We start from the raw sequence: 19,212 nt of genomic DNA, 5'->3' as shown, positions 1-19,212 counted from the left end.
GCCGCTAACACGGTCGTATTTGCGCGTGTTTTCTGAATGTTTACGTAGGTAGCGCCGAAGTAAATCGGTTTGCCATCAAGCTCGAAGATTGAAATGTAAAATTTTTACATGCAGGATGATCTCGCAGAGCTATTTTTGGTTTCTGAGATAGCTAATTTTTCTAAGCATTCAATATCCCAGTCACTTCTTTCAGGGTCAAGTGACTTCTTTTTCGTTGACTCGATATTGTATCGAAGGCTTTATGCATCGCTCGATAATCATCTATTGTTGGTGTTCGCGAATTGATGTCACGATAGTCGAATTCTCTGAAAAGCTCTAATTTCTCGATCATGAATAACGCGATGAAAAGGAACTCAGGTTCTTCCCCCGCATCAAACCCTTGGAAGGTGATACTTCTCTGCTCTGGGATTCCGGCAACCAATTCATTTATTTCATGATCAGACAGGTTACTGCAAGCTTCTTCGATATTGCGCCACATGGTCAAAATGTCCGCGTCTTCTGCAACTTTCGGCGACTCTTTTCCCTAGTTAGGCCTAAACTAGGACCATATTTCCATGCTAACGCCCAAGATTGACGATACCTGATGGCGTCCTCTATGAAATCTAAATCAAGCTCGTCCAGAGGACTTTTACATGGTTGCGGATTTGACACACCATTGAAAGAATAATTTTTTCGGTGTTGGATTCCATATGTCGCCACTTACATTAGTAATATTTATTAACATAATGATTGATTTTATCATATTTATGTTTCATATTGATTTTCCGATTTGGGCTTTGTCCAATTCTACACAATCTTGCTATAACGATTTTTTCGCTATTTTTTGCGAAATTTCCCATCGAAATGCATCTTGCGGGAATGCTGTATTGACGTTAATTCTCGCAATTGGGGCTTGGAGAGAATGCACGAGGAGACTGTTGTGCAATTTATGATCCATGCAGTCGAGGCGTAAGAAACCTTGGGGCTCACTTGATCGAGTAATGTTCCCGATAAGTTCTCTAAGCCATTGACAAACCGTGCGCCATCGGAAGCGTATGAAAAGGAATCTGCCTCTGCTGGAGACGTGTCGGTACTAGCATGGATAGGTAGCCCGCAACTCTACCGTAGTAAGCTTGAATCAGTCAGCAACCAAGAGAAATGATGTGAGCGCTATGGTCCACTTAAAAGACCTCAGTGCGCTGCCCACGCCCCCAACGGGCGTGGTGCGTGCGAGATCGGATATTGGGTAGATTGATTTTACTGAGTGCTTACCAACTCAAGCCGTTAGGCTCAGATAATCCGCCTTATTGAACGCTTACTATTAAGATAACACGGTCGAATCTTTTACATTTTGAGACTAACATAGATTCTTTCGTAAAATTATAATGTTCATTGCATATACTGCTCTTTCCCAATACAGTGTCGCGTCATGCGGCGGCATCAACTTCATTAACTTTGCCAGAGAATTTCGACCGTGAACCAACCTACCGATGAACCGCGTTTTGCAACTATAACGGCAGAAGGTGTGGATTACCCAATCTATTTGACCTCTCCGGACCGGGACTACATACAGAAAAACCTGGCGACCAAGGGAGTCCCGTACGAATTGTCTATGCTGACCGATATGAAGTCACGGTTAGCTGCCGAATGCACAGTAGTGGATGTGGGGCCAATATTGGGAACCACACGTTTTATCTTGCTCAGGTTATGGGGTGCCAGGTGATTGCCTTTGAGGCGAATGACGAATTGGCCCACGCCATGGATATTACGGCTAGTGAAGCTGGTTTGGAGGAAAAAGTAACTGTTTACGCTTTTGCTTTGGGCGCAAAGCCCGGCTTTGCAGAATTTGACCATGCCATTCCGGAAAATCTAGGCGGTCAGTCATTGCGAACAGGGACCGGCCGGATCAAGGTCAGAACGCTCGACTCTTTCGGCATTTCTGCTCCAGTTTCTGCAATCAAGATTGACGTTGAGGGAATGGAACTGGAAGTTTTGAAAGGTGGAAAAAAAGTCATCGAAAGCAATCTGCCAATGCTCTACGTAGAATCGCAGACAAAGGAAAGTTTCATAGAAATATCTTCTTATTTGAATACTTTAGGGTATTGCTATCGCAATACTTTCAACGCCACGCCTACTCACTTGTTTATCCATAAAACGAAATTGAACGATGACGACCACATGGCATTATCAGCGTTGAACCGCGTAGAACACGAGTATGATCTGCTGGCAGCCAACCAAAGGATAAAAAAAGACTTAGTTGATTGCCAAATGAAGTATCGAGAGATTTGTCAGTTAAGTAGCAGTTTGAAATCGGAGAACGAGCGCTTGCAAGAACAATTGCAAGTAAATACTGCGGCTGCGGATCAGACGGATATTATTCGTTTGCAAACGGAGCTGGATCAGGCAAAGCGCAAAGAAGCCAGTGCCGATCAACTGATTGAGCGTCTGAGAGATGAGATCGCCCGGGAGCGAAGCGAAAAAGAATTCCAGGCGCAGCAGCTGTCACAACGAAGTCACGCAGGCAGTGCCGATATTGAGTTGCGGGAGAGGTTGACTGCCGAAGTGGAGCGCCTGGGGGCAGAGAATCGCAGCCAAAAGGCGTTACTGGATGGTCAACAGGCGTTGAAGTCGGCTCTGGAAGACAGTAAAAAGAAAAGAGAGGAGATGTCCTTTATTCTGGAGAACACTCAGTCTGAGGTGGCTCAATTGCAGGCAGAGAAAGGCAAACTGCTTGCTGTGATCAAGGAAAAGGATGAGGATGCGGCCGAGTTGAGCACAGAAAAAACAGCAGCTGTTGCAGACAGAGAAAGACAAACTGCTTGTTGTGATTAAGGAAAAGGATGGAGATACGGCCGAGTTGCTACGCCTGAGGGTAGAGGTAGGTGAAGCGCAGAAAAAACAACAAGAGTTGCATGCCGAGCTGGAAAAGCGGGCAAGCTTGTTGGCTGCTCATGATCAGCAGAATAAAGAGTTGACATCGCAATTGCAATCACGAGCATCACAACTGGCAATGCTGGAAAAGCAAACGGCGGAACAGGAGCAACAACGTATCGAGCACGCTAAAGAAATTGAGACGCTGAAGTCTGAGTTCGAGGCGTATATCCAGGGCCTACGAGCACTTCAGGAACAACAACAACGAGACAATGAGCAACAATTACATACGTTAATCCAGAAGAAAATGGAAAATCTGGCGCCGCTGCAGGCAAATCAGGAGAAGCTGGATAAGTTGATTGAATACCGTAGCGATATTGAGAAAATATATTCGGAACGCACTCCGTTATTGAAAGACTTGGATAGTGATCAGGCGGCGGAGCAAATCCAGGAGAAAAGAGCTGCCTTGGAAGCTTTGAATCAGCAACTCGCAGAGTTTAATAATAGACAGGTCTTTGCAACCGTAGTTGACTCGAGCGAAGGACCCAGCCGTCCCAGCCACCCGAAATGAGCCCGCACGGTGGAAAAAAGGGGGGTATTACATATAGACAAATAAACTTATAACTCGTAAGATATAAGAGAGTTTTAGTAATTTGTTATAGTCAATAATACTAGCGGATACAACTATTAGACGGGGACTGGCTGGCTGTATGGTGTTTTTCAATAATGCATCGGATTCTGCTGTATGAGGGTTCAGGATCTTGTAAGCAGAGTGCAGAGCCCTGCCGAGCTATTTATTAATGCGGTTTGCGAACAGGCGAAATCCTCACCTGGCCTCCCTTATGTCCTGACTTTTGCCCCGCTGGCTCAGATCAATCCTTTTCAGCGTCTGTTGTACTGCCGCGCCTCCCAAGCGGGCTACGCAGTTGTGCCAACGGTACAGTTTACCGATCTGGCCAGCATAAACTGGAAGGGACGTTCCGTAATTCACTTGCATTGGCTGGCATCTGTACTCGCGGGTAGTGAGACTCAAGTTGAAACGCAAGAGCGCGTGGTAGCATTCGAGCAGGAGATGCTCCGTTGGCGGCGCGGAGGTCACAAGATTCTTTGGACGCTCCATAATGTTTTGCCTCATAACACTCATTTTCCTGAAGCGGAAATAGCCTTGCGCCGGGTGCTGGTAGAAAACTCCGATGCGATACATATTCTTTCAGAACAGTCTGTAGAGGAAGCACGTAAGTATTACGCTGTGCCGGATGATAAGATTTTTTTCGTTCCCCATCCCTCTTATGAAGGTTGGTATGCCAATGTGGGCGACAAGGCGGCAGCCCGCCTGGACTTAGGATTGGAACCAGACGAATTCGCGTTCGTTCAGTTTGGTGCTCTGCAGCCATACAAAGGAGTGCTGCAACTGGTCGATGCATTTCGGTCGTTAAAGCAGCGTTATCCGTTGCGGCGTTTTCGTTTAGTCGTTGCTGGCAATCCCGTGGACAAACAGTATGTCGGTCAAATACTGGATGCGATTGCATACGAGCCCGAGATCCGTCTCATTCAGAGTGCAATGCAGGAAAAAGAGATACAGACTCTTTTCAACGCCGCTGATGTATTGGTTGCTCCGTACGTAAAGACGCTCAATTCTGGCGTATCCTTGCTGGCAGCAACTTTCAAAAAACCTCTGGTTGCACCCAACGTCGCCGGGGTCGCTCAGACTTTTGCTGATGATAGCCATTTGCTATATTCAGGAGGCGATGGAGACAATTTGCTTGATGCATTGGACCGGTCGCTGACCTACCGTATCGATGACAGTGTTTTTGAAAAAATCTTGGAAACTTACCGGCCGAATCGAATTTCCAGCCTTTTTTTTGAGACTGTAACGCAGCGATTGTTTGCTTCTAAGACTGATGTGGAACAGGCGGGCCAATATGTCTGATAGCCAACCGTTGTTAGATGCAAGTAAGGACCAGCCCGCATTTATTAGATCAGAGACCTTCCCCGTGGGCGAAGGCGATCTGTTAAAGATACGTGCGATAGCTATCGATGCCGATGAAGCTGTCAATGAGCGTGCACTGGTCTGTACGATCCGCTTTTTCGACGGTCAGGGTGCGCTTATTGAGCAAACTTATGAAGGCGTTTCAAAGTCAGCGGTTTATGGCAGTTACGTTTATGTAGCTTCAAAGCGAGATAACGAAGCCACACCCTGGATTAAGGAAGTGATCGTTGCACCTGATGGGGCTCGTTCGCTCGAAATCAGACTGTATCCCTGGAAAACGTCACCAGAAATAAAAGTTGTAGGTGCTATCGAATGCTTGGACATCCGCCGCATACCGACAGATGAGATCAGTTGGAATTTGAGTGCAAAAGAATCCAGGTCGGAGACGTATGAAGTCCTGCCCTTCTGGCGGAGCTTATTCTCTTTTGACGTGTTAAGGAAAAAGGCACTGAAGCAGGATGGTATTCGGATCGAAATCAGGTTTCTCGGGCGCGATGCTAATCCATTGGAGGTCAACAGTGTAGTATCGAGCTCAATAGTGGGAATGGTCGATGCGGCAGGGAAGGATGTCCTGGTTGTGACGCCGGTCGCTCAAAAATGTGAATACCAAGATTATGAAAGATTGATTGCACTCATTCAATTAGTTCCTCCGGGCGCAGCCGTTAGCGCGGTGGTGACGCTTGCCAATGATGACGAAATTTATTCCGTACGGGTGTCGCAGCGAATCTTTGCATTTGAGACTTTGATTGAATCGCGTCTCGCCGCAGACTCAGGGGCACTGATCGTACAGGCTGCTAAATTACCCGACGATTTGGGACAACTTTCTTTCGCAAAATTAGCGGAAAAGAGACCTGATGATTTTGCTGTATTTGACGCCACTCTTGAGTATTATTTGGCGCGCGGAAACATAAAAAAAATAACGGCCACCGCCAACAATATTCTGAACCGGTTTCAAGACGCAAGCTTGTGTATGAAGGCACGAAACGCCTTGGCATTGGTAAAAGAGACCATGCCTTCGTGGCGACCTTGTGTCTCGCGTATCGAGCGGGGTCCAGAAACACGGAAAAAGGACGAATTTCAACCGAAAGTTGGTCATCTTCTGAGATATATAGATATTGAAAACAACGACACGACATCAGATCTGGGCTGGGATCTGGTAAGCATTCAGAAGACGCTGGACGGAAACTGGCCTTTTGTCGTTTTGCCATTAGGGTATCCTGAGAAAGGAGAGCAAGGGCTCCCTTGGGAGCGACGCGTTCATGAGAATATCGCGTGCTATTACCTTAATTGCCTGTCTGTAGAGCAACTTCAGCCGATTCCCGTGACTGCCCAGCTTAATTTTGCGGCGGTATTGGCTGCCGATATTTTTGCGAATGAGGGTGCTGAACTGATACATGTTCAAGAGGGCGAGCGTGGCTACGATTTGGCTTTAGTCGGATTGGCAATAGCAAGCGCAATGCGGATCCCGCTGGTGTACCAGAAGCTCGATGCTGGAGTGAATGCAACGAGTTTCTCTGCTCCGACTCATTCATTGAGCCAGGCCAGGACGAAGAGAGATCATCAGTGCATGCTCGATGCAGATGCCATCATCGTTACTTCCGAGGCGCAACGAAGCAGCCTGGCCGACATAGGCATTGCTGCTGAAAAAATGTTTGTTTGGCCGGATGATGGCTATGCAACGGCAGCTGATGATGATGCGGACGCACAGAATACAAAAATTGCAGACATGTGTCGGGTCGCCTACGCATACGCACAAAGTGCCTGTAGAAAAAAGTATGGATATTGATGCATTCTCCACTGGTTTTCGCGTGGGAGTTGTACAGAGAACCTCAGGCAAATTTAGTGTAGGATATTTTTGATACGGCGCTGTGATTGATGCAGGAATCGCAGCACATGTGGAGAAATGGTTGCGGTGTGTCTTGTGTACATCAGTTGTTCGTTATACTGTCGGGGTTAGCCTGCGGCTGAAGGAACTTGATAGCGGACGGCATTTTCGTCAGCTGCAATAGTGATCGATCTGGAAAAAATAATGAGTCTAATAATACCAGTGATATTGGCAGGCGGGGTTGGCACGAGATTATGGCCACTGTCCCGGGAAGCGTATCCTAAACAGTTCTTGACCCTGGCGGGTGAACATTCATTGTTGCAACAAACCTGGCTGCGTATTGCCGAGCTTGCTGATCGACCGCCAATCGTGGTTGCCAGCGAAGAACATCGTTTTATCGTCTCAGAACACCTGCGCCAGGTAAACGTAACGCCATCGGCCTTGTTATTGGAGCCCTGCGGTCGTAATACGGCGCCGGCCGTCGCAGTGGCTGCGCTACGGGCGTTTGAAATGGGTCTGGACCCGCTTTTGCTGGTTCTGCCTTCCGATCATGTGATCGCTTCAACAGACCAGCTTATTGCAGCCGTAAAGCTCGCAGCCGACGCTGCAGAGGAGGGCGAACTTGTTACGTTTGGAGTCAAGCCCACCCATCCGGAAACGGGTTATGGTTATATCAAGCGCCGACTTGGCGACGGTATTCAGCCGGTAGAGCGGTTTGTCGAAAAGCCCAGTTTTTCGGTTGCTCAGGACTATGTAAATAGCGGCGGATATGTCTGGAATAGCGGGATGTTTCTGTTCAAGGCCAGTGCCTATCTAGCGGAGTTAAGGAAATACCGCCCGGATATTCTGGTATTTTGTTATGAGGCGCTTAAGCAGTCCAGCGTAGATCTGGATTTTATAAGACTGAATCGCGAATTATTTGAAAAAATTCCCGCTATATCTGTCGATTACGCGGTCATGGAAAAAACGGCAAAAGCTGTGGTGCTGGATATTGATGCCGGATGGAGTGATATCGGTTCCTGGGATTCATTGTGGGAAACCTCGCATCCGGATGCCAATGGTAACGTAAACATTGGTGAAGTTATTTCCAAAGACTGCACAAACATGTTGACGTTGTCAGAATCGCGACTTGTGGCAACGCTTGGTCTGGATGATCTCATCGTTGTAGACACGGTCGATGCTTTACTGGTTGCGCATCGGAACAGAGCCCAGGACATAAAGCAGATTGTTGCGGATTTAAAAAAATGCGGACATGCCGAGGCAACGAACCACCGTAAGGTGTACCGTCCATGGGGAACATATGAGCTTATTACGAAGGGCCCGAAATTTATCGTAAAAAAAATCGTGGTCAAGCCAGGGGCCTCGCTCAGTATGCAGATGCATCAGCATCGTTCAGAGCATTGGGTTGTTGTCGTGGGCACGGCACAAATTACCAAGGATGATGCGGTGCAGGTGTTAAATGCGAACGAGAGCCTCTATATTCCGGTGGGTGTACGCCATCGCCTGGCAAATATCGGAGATTGCCCCCTGGAAGTCATTGAGGTCCAATCAGGAGAATATTTAGAAGAGGACGATATTATTCGATTTGACGACGACTATGGTCGAGTGGGTGACGAAGTGTAAGGGAAGGGTGAGTTGCGTTAACTTGCAGTTGAATACGTTTGAACATATTTTTTTCGGATCTACCCGTCTTGAATGCCGCATCAACTCTAGAATGTCATATTCCTGAATATACAATGACATTTTTTCTAGGTGTTTACCCTAAAAATAGAGCTAAACAGAGATAATTGTCGCGATAAGCAATCATTCAGGACTATGCAAACTTGTTTCATCAGATTTCCCATGTAATAATCACATACGAAATATTTCAAATGAATGGGAGTCTACCCATGAAATGTTTCCGGTTTTATCGACATATTGAAAATTCGTACGTATAAACGTCTATTTTTCAGGTAGTTGTGTCGAGATATATCTGTATAGCTAGTTGATGTGCTTCGAGTTGCAATTCATGCAACCAAAATTAATAAATTCAACTTTTATGGATAGGTGAATAATGGCTACTATTGACTTTACACTCTTGGGTGCAAGCACTCAAAATTATGATCAAAATCAGGATCCCAACGATTCCGTACTGGACGTCAGCGTAGGCGCTGGTGCCATAGGTACTAAGACGCTGAATATTACCAACGTTGATGATTTGCCTGGTGCTTTGACGCTGAATCAAACTGTAGCGCTTGGATTGGTTACTACGCAAAATGTAAACATCGGCGAAAACGTTGATGTGGTCATGGGCGGTCTTGCTGGCGTTAACATTGGGAACACGTTTAACTACAATTTGAGCGATAATTCTTCGTTTACGATGTCTCCCGCAGCTATCAATCTTGGCGCGCTAAACACGGTCAATATAGACATGGGTGACACAGGTACGTCAACTTTTACGTTTGACTCAGGCGGTTTGACGTTGGATCTGTCGGGTTTCCCTAACCTTACTAATATTTCAGCTGGTGACCAGATTAACGTGGTTGGAGCAACCAGCGGTGAATACGTCAATGGTGATCTGATTTTCCGTGACGCAAACGGTCTTACCGTCGGTCGTTTCAATGCCGATGGTCTGGATCCAACTCAAGTCGTTTTCAATGGTGGTTCCATGACATATGCTTGCTTCCTCAAAGGCACGCACATTGCTACACCTGAAGGCGAAAAAACGGTTGAATCTCTGGTAGCCGGCGACAAAGTTATTACTGCCTCTGGCGGCGTTGCAACAGTCAAATGGCTGGGTCATCGCACACTGTACAAAAACCGTATTCCTGCCAAGGATGCCGTACGCGCATTCCCTATCCTGATCAAAAAAGACGCCATTGCAGACAATGTGCCTCACGCTGATCTGGTCGTGTCTCCTGGTCACCACCTGGAGTTCAACGGCGCGCTGGTTCCTGCAATGATGCTGGTCAATGGCCAGACAATTGTTCAGCAGTTTGATCGTCGCTCATTTGAGTATTTCCACGTTGAGCTGGAGCAGTTCGATATTATCCTGGCCGAAGGCGTGCCTGCAGAGTCTTACGTAGATATGGGTAACCGTTCTATGTTCCAGAATGCAGATGAAGTTGCCATGAATCCGGATTTTGGCCCATCAGAAGGCCGTCCGAACATCGAAGGCATCGTTATTGCACGTGAAGGCGCTGTTGTTGAAGCCATTCGCAAGCAGTTGCTGGCTCGTGCAGAGCTGCTGACAGGTGCCCAGCGCACTACAGACGCAGCCCTGTGCGTAGAAGTGAACGGTCGTATCATTCAGGCAACACCAGAGTTCGTCAAAGAAGGCGTATACCGCTTTGAACTGCCAGAAAACGCCGGTGACGTGCGTATCGTATCGCGCTCTTCACTGGTGCGTGACGTAACGCATCTGGCACGTCGTGACATCCGTCGCGTTGGTGTTGGCCTGTCAGCTATTGCCTTCACAGACAGCAATGGCCGTCACGATATTGATCTGATGGACAGCCGTATCAGCGGCATGAACCAGCCCCAGGACGTAAAAGGGACTGCCATGCGCTGGACAACGGGCTCTGCAGTAATTCCTGCTGGCGTTATTCAGTCAGCCGGTAAAGCTACACTGGAACTGACCGTGCTGCGTACGTACACGTACTGGCTCGAGACAGCATCAGAGAAAGCTGTTAAAGCTGCGTAATGCACGTAAGTTAGTCACCCGATATGTGGGCTTGAGTCATCAATATCAGGACCGCTGTGGGTAAGTAGAAAAATGGGTAAGCAGATTTATCTGCTTACCCATTTGTTATTTGTGTTGTGCTATAGGCAATGCTTTGCATTGATTGAGTCTTTGCGCTCTGAATAAGCGTTACAATTATGACACGCATAATAACAGGCGGAGCGTGTGTTTCGCCTTATAAGTAGCATGGCCTTTTAAACACAATAATTCGTGATAAGTTTTCTTAACTCTCTGAAGTCTCCTTTGGGAGGAACGCCCATCCTCCCCGGTGGTCGTTTTGCCCACCTGAAAATCGCGCTGATCTCTGATGAATTCACGCGTGTCTGTATCAGCCAGAATGCCAGGGTCAAAAACCTGTCGCCCCTGAACTATAAGCATTTGCTCAAATTCTGGAAGCCCGACCTGGTTTTTGTTGAATCGGCCTGGAAGGGAATTGACGAGTCCTGGAAATTCCAGGTTGCCGCTTATCCAGATCATCCGGATCGCAATAATAAGTCTTTGAAAAAACTGGTGAAATATGCCAGAAAGCAGGGCATTCCGACCGTGTTCTGGAACAAGGAAGACGGGGTGCATTTTGAGCGGTTTATCGATTCGGCCCGTTTATTCGATTATATTTTTACAGTGGATGAAACCTGCATTCCCCGCTACCGGCAGCATGTGGCAGAGAATGTGCATGTGGGCACCCTCCCGTTTCCGGTGCAGCCGCTTTTTCATCGTTTTACCGGGTTTGATTTTAAATACCATACGGCCAATTTTGTGGGCAGTTACAGCAAACATATGCATGATGTTCGCCGGTATTGGCAGGATGCTGCTTTCCAGGCCTGTTCAGACTCCGGGCTGGGTTTGATTGTTTACGATCGTAATTCCGATCGGAAGGCGGCTCATTACCGTTATCCGGCATTGCCTTCTGTGCAGGTGCGGCATGCCATTAAGCATGAGGCAACCGCGATGGTGTATAAAGACAACCTGGTAACGCTGAATGTCAACACGATTGTAGATTCGCCAAGTATGTATTCGCGCCGTCTTATAGAAGCTTTGGCTTGCGGCGCGGTCATTGTGTCCAATCCGAGTCTGTCAATGGAACGCATGTTCAGCGACTTTTGCCATGTGGTCAGCACCCGGGAGGAAATGATGGCAACATTCGAACGACTCAAGCATGGCCCTTCGGACGACGATCTGGCGCGTGCCCGTGCGGGTGCAGAGTTTGTCCTGGCTAATCACACCTGGGAAGATCGTTTGCAGCAGTTGGTGCAAACGCTGGAACTGAATGCATGACCGGCAGGCAGCAGGCGATGGTTGATCCGCAGGTTTCATCGTATGTTGTCAGCCCATTGGATATCGGTCTTTGGCGCAACCGCACATTGCCTGCATTTCTGGACGCACCGCTGAAAATTAGCTGGCTTGGCACGGCGAACAAAGCAGTGCGGTTGGGTTGGGGCCGCAAAAATAGCGGTTTACGAGCAGCCCGGTTGGCCGCTTCTGCTGGCGGGCGGTTCTGTTTGCTGGAAGACGGCTTTTTGCGTTCCGTTGGCCTGGGGGTAGACGAACCGCCGTTGTCCGTGGTGTTTGATCACCAGGGGATTTATTACGATGCCGGCAGCCCGTCCTGGCTGGAACATCTGGCCGCGCAACCGCTGGATCCCGCTGCCACCGCTCGGGCACAGGCACTCATCTCGCTCTGGCGCCAGAATCGCGTTTCCAAATACAACCATTTGCCCGAATTTGCCGGTTCGCTGCCCGCCCGATACGTGCTGCTGGCCGACCAGACGTTTGGGGATGCCTCCCTGCGCTATGGTCAGGCCTCGCCAGAAGACTTTACTGTGATGCTCGATTGCGCGTTGCGGCAACATGCCGATTGCGACGTGTTGATCAAGATTCACCCGGATGTATTTGCCGGCCACAAGAAAGGGCACTTTGATCTGGCTGAGCTGCAGAATAACCCGCGCGTTCGGATTCTGGTTGATAATGTCCATCCGGTGCGTCTTATAGAGCAGGCACAAGCTGTGTATACCGTGACTTCTCAGGTCGGGTTCGAAGCGCTGCTATGGGGCAAACCTGTCTTTACATTTGGCATGCCGTTTTATGCGGGATACGGGCTGACCACGGATGCCCAGGCGGCGCCCGTGCGCCGTCAGCCGGCCTCGCTGGAGCAGTTGGTACATGCAGCACTGGTTCGCTACGCGCGCTACCTGGACCCGGAAACTGGCACACGCTGCGAGCCAGAAAGACTGATTGAGTGGATGGGGTTGCAACGTCGCATGCGTAACCGTTTTGCTTCGCCTGTCTATGCACCGAACTTTTCCCGCTGGAAAAAGCCCATCGTGCAGCGGTTTTTCCAGGGCTCAGAGGTTCGGTTCCTGGAAAAAGCCAGCGATTTTCCCGGAGAGGGGACCCTGGCGGTCTGGGGCCGGCCTGCGGATGTGACGCAATTTGCCCGGCAACGCGTGTTTCTGGAAGATGGTTTCCTGCGTTCGGTGGGCCTGGGCGCCGATCTGGTGCAGCCCTTATCCTGGGTGATTGACCGAACCGGCATTTATTATGATTCCAGCCGTGCCTCGGATCTGGAAACTATTTTGCGAACGGCGGTATTTGACGATACGCTGCGCGGGCGTGCCGCGGCACTTCGTGAGCGGATTGTGGCCGCGAACCTGACCAAATATAACGTCGGTTCCGGACGCTGGCAGCGTCCTGCGGGGATCACACGTGTGATTCTGGTGCCGGGGCAGGTGGAAACGGATGCTTCCATCAAATATGGGTCTCCGGTCCGACGCAATATGGATCTGCTCAAGGCGGTGCGCAATGCCAATCCGGATGCCTATGTCGTTTATAAACCGCATCCGGATGTGGTGGCTGGCCTGCGCGACGCCGGACAAAATGAGCAGCAGGCATTGGATTGGTGTAATGAAGTTGTGGTGGATTATCCGATAGGCGAGCTGTTTGCGTCGGTTGACGAAGTGCATGTATTGACCTCGCTGGCCGGCTTTGAGGCACTGTTGCGTGGCCGCAAGGTGGTCACGTTCGGGCAGCCTTTTTATGCTGGCTGGGGGCTGACGGACGACAAGAACCCCGTTGCGCGGCGTGATCGTACGCTGTCCCTGGATGAACTGGTCGCCGGCGTGCTTATTTTATATCCATGCTACGTGAGCCGGCGCTCTGGTCGCTACACCACTCCGGAAAGCGCCCTGGATGAGTTGCTGGACTGGAAGGCCGCAGGGATAAGCGCAATGCCCCCATGGCGCAAGGCGATACGCCCTGCGTTAGGATTGATCGCCCGGCTTCGCGGCAAACGCTAGGAGCAGACCGTCGAGGATGACCGCCATGCCTCCCCCCGAAATATGCGCCAGATAAGCGGAGGGCGCCGCTGCCGTCAGCGGACTCGCACTGCAGCGTGCTCTTCTATTTCCTGCTCAAACGTCTTGCCGCAGAGTTTGCAGCGATCTTCATAACTGGGATCGCAGGGAACTTCGATCATTTCATCGGCATCTTCGAACGCGCTCATTTCAGAAGCCGCACAGGCATTGCACACAAGGACATTTGTATGTACTGCATTGAGTTCCTCCGGCTCCTGGCCTGAGTAGATAGAAAACATCTTCATACCGTCTCCCTTATCACTTATTGTATTTTTAGTATTTCTGTCATTATAGCGGCATGATCAGCATTTGAGTCATTAGTGTTTTTGCTGTGATTTGTGGCTTTTTAGCCTATTAGGCGCCCAACCTTCTGGTTGCAGAATAGGCCAAAATACAACTGTTTCTGTCATTTCCCCTCTAAATACCCCATCACTTTCTCCGCAATCACCCCCGACACCCGCTCATTGGCTTCTTGCGTTAATCCGGCAATATGTGGCGTCAATATCAGGTTTGGCATATCCGGCAGACTGTTTTTCGCCTTTACCGGCTCATCCTCAAAGACATCCAGCGCTGCGCCGAGCAGTTTGCCGGCCTGCAGGGCCGCCACCAATGCCTGCTCATCCACAATCCCACCGCGTGAGGTATTGATCAGAACGGCTTGCGCTTTCATCCTGGCAATGCGGCTGGCATTGATCAGATGGCGGGTCTCCTTTGTCAACGGGGTATGCAGGCTCACAACGTCACTGTGTTGCAACAATTCGTCCAATGACATTTGCATTGCGCCGGTGCCGGCCCAGATAGGGCTGTCTGAGTTGATCATGGGATCGTATGCGGCGATCTTCATGCCCAGTGCGCTTGCCAGCCTGGCGGTAAGCTGGCCTATGCCGCCGAAGCCCACCAGGCCGAGCGTACGTCCTGCCACCTCCAGACCATTACTGAGTTGGGGGCGCGGCCATTTGCCGGCTGTTACCTGGGCACTGGCCAGATAAGCGCCTCGCAGCAGCACGAATGTGGTTGCAATCACATACTCGGCAACTGCCTGTGCATTGGCGCCTACGGCCGGGTAAACGGTGATGCCTTTGTCTGCGCACAGGTCCATATCGATATTGTCCAGGCCAACGCCCAGGCGGCCCACCACCTGCAGCCTGGGGGCGTGCGCCAGCAGTTGGGCATTAACCTGGGTGCGATTGCGTACGATCAGGGCAGTGGCATTGGCCAGACTTTGAAGCAATGCTTCCTGGTTGTCTACAAGTTCCGGCCGATAGTCCACCTGTGCGATCTGGCGCAGGCGCTCTACTGCCGGTTCATCCATAAATTCAGAGATGACAATTGTGTTGGTCATGTTAAATGTCAGATTCCCGGTGTGATTCAGTTGACTTTGATATTGGCATCTTTGATGGTTTTGGCCAGTTTTTCGATCTGCTCATGCAGATAGGTCTTGAACTGGTCAGAGCCCATGGGGTCGGGGATGAATCCGAGTTTGGTCAGTTGCTCACCCATGGCCTTTTCTCCAACAGCGGCCGTTACCTTGTCGCTGATCTCCTTGATCAGGGCCGGATCGGCGCCTTTGGGCGCCATCAGGCCGGTGAAGTTGTCCACCATAAGCTTGGGCAAACCGGCTTCTGCCGTCGTGGGCACGTCCGGCACGGCAGCGGCGCGTTTTTCAGATGTAATAGCCAGCGCCCGCAGCTTGCCTTGCTGTACATAGGACAGCGATTCCGGATAGTTGGAGAACACCACGTCTATTTGTCCGCCGATCAGATCCACCATGGAGGGTGCACCCCCTTTATAGGGCACATGTGTCATTTTGGTGTTGGTCAGTTCCTGGAACAGGGCAGCCGCAATATGCGGGGGTGTACCGGTACCGCTGCTGCCGACGTTGAGCGTTTTCTTCTTGGCGGTGTCGATCAGGTCCTGCAGGGTTTTGATGGGGCTGTTCTGCGGCACGACAACCATGATGGCGGACGAGGCAATTTTTGCGACGGGAACAAAGTCTGTTTCGATGTCGTAGCCGGCCTTGGGTCCGAACAGCGTTTTATTGACCGCATGAGTCATGGTAATGGCCAGCCAGGTGTTGCCATCCGGTTTGGCGCGGGCCGCTTCCGCGGGTCCCAGGTTGCCATTGGCGCCGGCCTTGTTGTTGACCACGATATTCCAGCCGGTTTTATCGCCTACGCCCTTGGCGACCATACGGGCAGCCACGTCGGTCAGTCCGCCAGGAGCGAAAGGAACAATGTAGGTAATATATTGACTGGGCTTGAACTCAGCCTGCGCCGCTGGGGCCACAATCGTGGTACCTGCACAGAACAATGACAACAGTCCGAATTTGAGTATGCTGCGTTTTGTTGCGGTGTGACGATGTTTCATGGGGTGTCTCCTCCACGATTGTGAGTGGCGGCCGGCCTGGTTTTTTATACCGGCCGCCAGGGTTTACGCACTTTCGAACAGACGGGTCAGAACAAATTCGCGATGGCCCAGTGCTTCGGCAGATGTCCAGCGACCGTTGGCGGTTGCCAGCATGCATTCAAGCAGTTTGTCTCCTGCCTGGTCCAGGTTGATTTCACGCTGCAGCAGGCCTGACGTATCCACGTCCACGTGCTCTGACATGGTTCTGACTGTACGCGGGTTAGCGCAAATTTTGATGACAGGCAGGATTGGATTGCCGATCACATTGCCCTGTCCAGTGGGGAAAAAGTGTACGGCATAGCCAGAAGCCGCGCAAAGCGTGACCATTTCTGCGGCGGCCGAAGACGAATCCATGAACCAAAGACCTTTGCCTGTGGGTGCTTCGGCCTTGTCCAGCACGCCATCAACCATGCATTTTTTGCCGATTTTCTGGATATTACCCAGCGCTTTTTCTTCAATCGTGGTCAGGCCGCCGGCAATATTGCCTTTGGTCGGCTGTGATTCGGACAGATCAGACGTTTTCCAGCGATTGATCATGTCCTGATAGCGATTGAACATGAACATGAAGTCTTCGCGCACTTTGTCGTTGGCGCAGCGGGCGGCCACGATTTGTTCTCCGCCGGTCAGTTCGGATGTCTCGCCAAACACAAGTGTATTGCCAGTGGCGTACAGTTTGTCAAAGGCATCGCCTACGGTCGGATTGGCGCCGCAGCCCGATGTGGTATCAGATTCACCGCATTTGGTGGAGACCCAAAGCTCGGAAATGGGCACTCTACACGCTCCAGTGCCGTGGCGTAATGCACAAATTCCTTGGCTTTTTTGGAGGCGCGCATAATGGTGTCGTGATCGCCGTGCAGTTCAATGGAAAAACCCGCTACTGGTTTACCGGTCTGGGCGATGGCATCGACCACTTTCTTGGTCCAGCCTTCTTCAATGCCGATCACGACGACGGCGGCAACGTTGGGGTTGCATCCCGTGCCGATCAGTGTGCGAAAGTGCAAATCAAGGTCGGCGCCAAACTGCAGGCGTCCGTATGGGTGGGGAATGCCGATAGTGCCCTTGATGTTGTTGGCGACCGCTTCAACGGCGGCGTTTGAAATATCGTCTACAGGCAGAATCACAACGTGATTACGAATGCCGACGCGTCCGTTGTCTCTTCTGTAGCCGCGGAATGTGGTGTTTGAATCAATAATGGCCATGAGGAAAATCCTTGCTCTGAATGTCTGTCGATAGCGGTTGAGGCAGTGCGTTCGCAGTGCTTACCAGCGCTTGGTTTTGATGTTGTGCACGTGGGCGTGGTCGCCGGCGCTGATGGGCGCAACCACTTTTCCGATATCGACACTGTATTTGAAGACGGTGTCGCCATCTTTCATGTCCACCAGGGCTACCTTGTGGCCAATGGGGATGTCCTGGGTGGCTTTGACAGTAATGATTTTGTCTTCTTCCATATTCCAGCAGGACAGTTCCATTCCGGCCGTAATGCCTTCGACGACGGCAACGGCAACGGTGTCCTTTGAATCATGCAGTACGGCATGGATCATCGTTTTCTCCTTTGATTAACAATTTGGATGTGTTTCATTGCATAGCAGATTTGATTCATAATAATTGTAATATTCATACAAGTCAACTAGATCATCTATATGAATTGTGCGAAAAATCATCATAAGCGAATTCTGCTGGCGTTGGGCGCGCAAGCCGTGGCATCATTGCTGCAAGTCATTTAAAATCTGCCACCTATGAACAACAAAGATTTCTTTTTGCCGGGCACGCCCCTTTACTTTGCAGTCAAGCAATCGCTGCTGGCGGCGCTCGCACGTGGCGAGTGGCTTCGCGGCCAGGCCATTCCGCCAGAGAATCAGCTGGCCGAAAAATTTGGTGTATCTATTGGTACGTTGCGCAAGGCGGTTGATGAACTGGTCAGTGAACATATCCTGATTCGTCATCAAGGGCGCGGCACCTTCGTTGCCACGCACGAGAGCGATCAGCATTTCTTCAAGTTTTTCCGAATCCAGCGTCGCGATGGTTTCAAGTCATATCCCACCACGCGCTTGCTGAAATTTCGTCGCAGGAAAGCGACACGCGAGGCCTGCGAGCGCCTGCAATTGTCCAAAGATGCCAGCGTGTTTCATTTTTTTAATCTGCTGAGCCTGAACAATGATCTGGTGATGGTCGATGAAATCCAGGTGCCCGAAATACTTTTTGCCACACTCACTGAGCAAAGCCTGGACGAGCGTTCAAGCACGCTCTATAACTTTTATCAGAATAATTTCGGCATCAATATTGTCGATACTCGCGAAAAGCTCAGCGTTTGCCAGGCCGACAGTGCCGTGGCAGCTTGGCTGAATGTGGAGCAAGCCTCGCCCTTGCTCTTGATTGACCGCACCGCATATACCTATCAGGATCGCCCGGTGGAGTGGCGCCAGACGCGTGTGAATACCGCAAAATACGAATACATCGCCAAAGACTGATAGGGCAGCCGGTTGTTTGCGAAGGCGCAGCTCCGATTTTTCGGTTCAGGCCGCGTGTCTCCTTGCACGAAAGACTGACAGGACTTGTGTTGGCGCTGTAGTCTGACCTCTCATCTCGAAGACCGTATTGTCTCTCCGTGGGATATTGAATCGCAAGCTTGCGTTTGCGCCCGTGCTCACGTGGACCGTTCACTGCCAAGACAAATGAAATTTATTCAATGCTTCTGCGATTGACGCAGCTTTTTGTTGAACCAGTGAATAAAACCATTGAATTTGAATAGTGCGTGGCAAGGTTTGCTGTGCAGAAGACACGCCCGCTAATAGTGCACAATCATCGGTTTCGTAAGCACCCATTTCAAAACATAACCTGGAGTATGCAAATTGTATTTTTTGAACTGTTTTATTTACAAAAAATACGAAATAGGTGTTTCAAGAGGGTAGTAATAAGCTATGTTTTATATAGAATACGCCCGTACGAATGATATTCACCTATCCATCGTACTTTTGCGCCCTGGCTCTGAAGAGCCAGGGTATTTTTTTGTCCTGATATACGTGCAATTGCGAGCGCAGGTTAAAGCGCTGCGCTGTCGAGTGCAGGGTGA

Annotated in this window: 15 protein-coding genes and 1 pseudogene; 9 read left to right on the top strand and 7 right to left on the bottom strand. The window is 50.2% G+C overall.

Annotated features, from left to right (window positions below):
• Positions 1-160: 160 nt before the first annotated feature.
• Positions 161-484, bottom strand: a complete 324-nt coding sequence (locus TKWG_RS18835; RefSeq protein ID WP_264300255.1) for a YfbU family protein — start codon at positions 482-484, stop codon at positions 161-163.
• Positions 485-1,626: 1,142 nt separating this feature from the next.
• Here TKWG_RS18835 and TKWG_RS21990 point away from each other — a divergent pair.
• The 8 genes from TKWG_RS21990 (at position 1,627) to TKWG_RS18795 (ending at position 13,679) form a co-directional block, all read left to right on the top strand.
• Complete coding sequence (locus tag TKWG_RS21990; RefSeq protein ID WP_014752358.1) at positions 1,627-2,811, top strand: FkbM family methyltransferase; 1,185 nt, start codon at positions 1,627-1,629, stop codon at positions 2,809-2,811.
• Positions 2,774-3,421 carry a hypothetical protein gene (locus TKWG_RS18825; protein WP_148274596.1) on the top strand — a complete coding sequence of 216 codons (648 nt, stop codon included), beginning with the start codon at positions 2,774-2,776 and terminating at the stop codon, positions 3,419-3,421. The genes TKWG_RS21990 and TKWG_RS18825 overlap by 38 nt, the downstream gene beginning before the upstream one ends.
• A gap of 201 nt (positions 3,422-3,622) precedes the next feature.
• A complete protein-coding gene (locus TKWG_RS18820) occupies positions 3,623-4,780 on the top strand; it encodes a glycosyltransferase (RefSeq protein ID WP_014752356.1) in 1,158 nt (385 codons plus the stop codon).
• Positions 4,773-6,626, top strand: coding sequence for a glycosyltransferase (locus TKWG_RS18815; RefSeq protein ID WP_014752355.1), 1,854 nt, complete (start codon positions 4,773-4,775; stop codon positions 6,624-6,626). The genes TKWG_RS18820 and TKWG_RS18815 overlap by 8 nt, the downstream gene beginning before the upstream one ends.
• A gap of 243 nt (positions 6,627-6,869) precedes the next feature.
• Entirely contained in the window at positions 6,870-8,288 is a 1,419-nt protein-coding gene (locus TKWG_RS18810; protein ID WP_041709646.1) for a mannose-1-phosphate guanylyltransferase/mannose-6-phosphate isomerase, read from the top strand.
• Positions 8,289-8,718: 430 nt separating this feature from the next.
• Positions 8,719-10,347, top strand: coding sequence for a Hint domain-containing protein (locus TKWG_RS21985; RefSeq protein ID WP_014752353.1), 1,629 nt, complete (start codon positions 8,719-8,721; stop codon positions 10,345-10,347).
• A 249-nt stretch (positions 10,348-10,596) separates the two neighbouring features.
• A complete protein-coding gene (locus TKWG_RS18800) occupies positions 10,597-11,661 on the top strand; it encodes a CgeB family protein (RefSeq protein ID WP_238534251.1) in 1,065 nt (354 codons plus the stop codon).
• Positions 11,658-13,679 (top strand): capsular polysaccharide biosynthesis protein, encoded by a 2,022-nt coding sequence (locus tag TKWG_RS18795; RefSeq protein ID WP_014752351.1) that lies wholly within the window; start codon positions 11,658-11,660, stop codon positions 13,677-13,679. Before TKWG_RS18800 ends, TKWG_RS18795 begins: the two co-directional genes overlap by 4 nt.
• Before the next feature lie 74 nt (positions 13,680-13,753).
• On the opposite strand, the gene TKWG_RS18790 is transcribed toward TKWG_RS18795, so the two are convergent.
• The 5 genes and pseudogenes from TKWG_RS18790 to TKWG_RS18770 form a co-directional block, all read right to left on the bottom strand.
• The gene (locus tag TKWG_RS18790; protein ID WP_014752350.1) at positions 13,754-13,981 is read right to left on the bottom strand and encodes a hypothetical protein; all 228 of its coding nucleotides are present in this window, start codon (positions 13,979-13,981) and stop codon (positions 13,754-13,756) included.
• A 161-nt stretch (positions 13,982-14,142) separates the two neighbouring features.
• Complete coding sequence (locus TKWG_RS18785) at positions 14,143-15,078, bottom strand: hydroxyacid dehydrogenase (RefSeq protein WP_014752349.1); 936 nt, start codon at positions 15,076-15,078, stop codon at positions 14,143-14,145.
• A gap of 26 nt (positions 15,079-15,104) precedes the next feature.
• On the bottom strand, positions 15,105-16,103 hold the full coding sequence (locus tag TKWG_RS18780; protein WP_014752348.1) for a Bug family tripartite tricarboxylate transporter substrate binding protein: 999 nt from the start codon (positions 16,101-16,103) through the stop codon (positions 15,105-15,107).
• 63 nt (positions 16,104-16,166) lie between these two features.
• Positions 16,167-17,341: pseudogene (locus TKWG_RS18775) on the bottom strand (UxaA family hydrolase).
• Positions 17,342-17,401: 60 nt separating this feature from the next.
• Positions 17,402-17,683: a UxaA family hydrolase gene (locus TKWG_RS18770; protein WP_014752347.1), complete on the bottom strand. Its 282-nt coding sequence runs from the start codon at positions 17,681-17,683 to the stop codon at positions 17,402-17,404.
• A 195-nt stretch (positions 17,684-17,878) separates the two neighbouring features.
• Between TKWG_RS18770 and TKWG_RS18765 the strand changes: the two genes are divergently transcribed.
• The gene (locus TKWG_RS18765; protein WP_014752346.1) at positions 17,879-18,610 is read left to right on the top strand and encodes a GntR family transcriptional regulator; all 732 of its coding nucleotides are present in this window, start codon (positions 17,879-17,881) and stop codon (positions 18,608-18,610) included.
• Positions 18,611-18,799: 189 nt separating this feature from the next.
• Here TKWG_RS18765 and TKWG_RS23750 read toward each other — a convergent pair whose 3' ends face one another.
• Positions 18,800-18,964, bottom strand: coding sequence for a hypothetical protein (locus TKWG_RS23750; protein ID WP_171815192.1), 165 nt, complete (start codon positions 18,962-18,964; stop codon positions 18,800-18,802).
• Positions 18,965-19,212: the final 248 nt, after the last annotated feature.

The sequence above is a fragment of the Advenella kashmirensis WT001 genome (assembly GCF_000219915.2).
GTDB lineage: Bacteria > Pseudomonadota > Gammaproteobacteria > Burkholderiales > Burkholderiaceae_B > Advenella > Advenella kashmirensis.
This window is presented reverse-complemented; position numbering and strand designations above follow the sequence as displayed.

Bases quoted from the DNA above. Each gene is read 5' to 3' on its own strand.
- TKWG_RS18780 (WP_014752348.1), bottom strand. From the start codon at position 16,103: ATGAAACATCGTCACACCGCAACAAAACGCAGCATACTCAAATTCGGA.
- TKWG_RS21990 (WP_014752358.1), top strand. From the start codon at position 1,627: ATGCACAGTAGTGGATGTGGGGCCAATATTGGGAACCACACGTTTTAT.
- TKWG_RS18795 (WP_014752351.1), top strand. From the start codon at position 11,658: ATGACCGGCAGGCAGCAGGCGATGGTTGATCCGCAGGTTTCATCGTAT.
- TKWG_RS18770 (WP_014752347.1), bottom strand. From the start codon at position 17,683: ATGATCCATGCCGTACTGCATGATTCAAAGGACACCGTTGCCGTTGCC.
- TKWG_RS18790 (WP_014752350.1), bottom strand. From the start codon at position 13,981: ATGAAGATGTTTTCTATCTACTCAGGCCAGGAGCCGGAGGAACTCAAT.
- TKWG_RS18765 (WP_014752346.1), top strand. From the start codon at position 17,879: ATGAACAACAAAGATTTCTTTTTGCCGGGCACGCCCCTTTACTTTGCA.
- TKWG_RS23750 (WP_171815192.1), bottom strand. From the start codon at position 18,964: ATGGGTGCTTACGAAACCGATGATTGTGCACTATTAGCGGGCGTGTCT.
- TKWG_RS21985 (WP_014752353.1), top strand. From the start codon at position 8,719: ATGGCTACTATTGACTTTACACTCTTGGGTGCAAGCACTCAAAATTAT.
- TKWG_RS18785 (WP_014752349.1), bottom strand. From the start codon at position 15,078: ATGACCAACACAATTGTCATCTCTGAATTTATGGATGAACCGGCAGTA.
- TKWG_RS18810 (WP_041709646.1), top strand. From the start codon at position 6,870: ATGAGTCTAATAATACCAGTGATATTGGCAGGCGGGGTTGGCACGAGA.
- TKWG_RS18815 (WP_014752355.1), top strand. From the start codon at position 4,773: ATGTCTGATAGCCAACCGTTGTTAGATGCAAGTAAGGACCAGCCCGCA.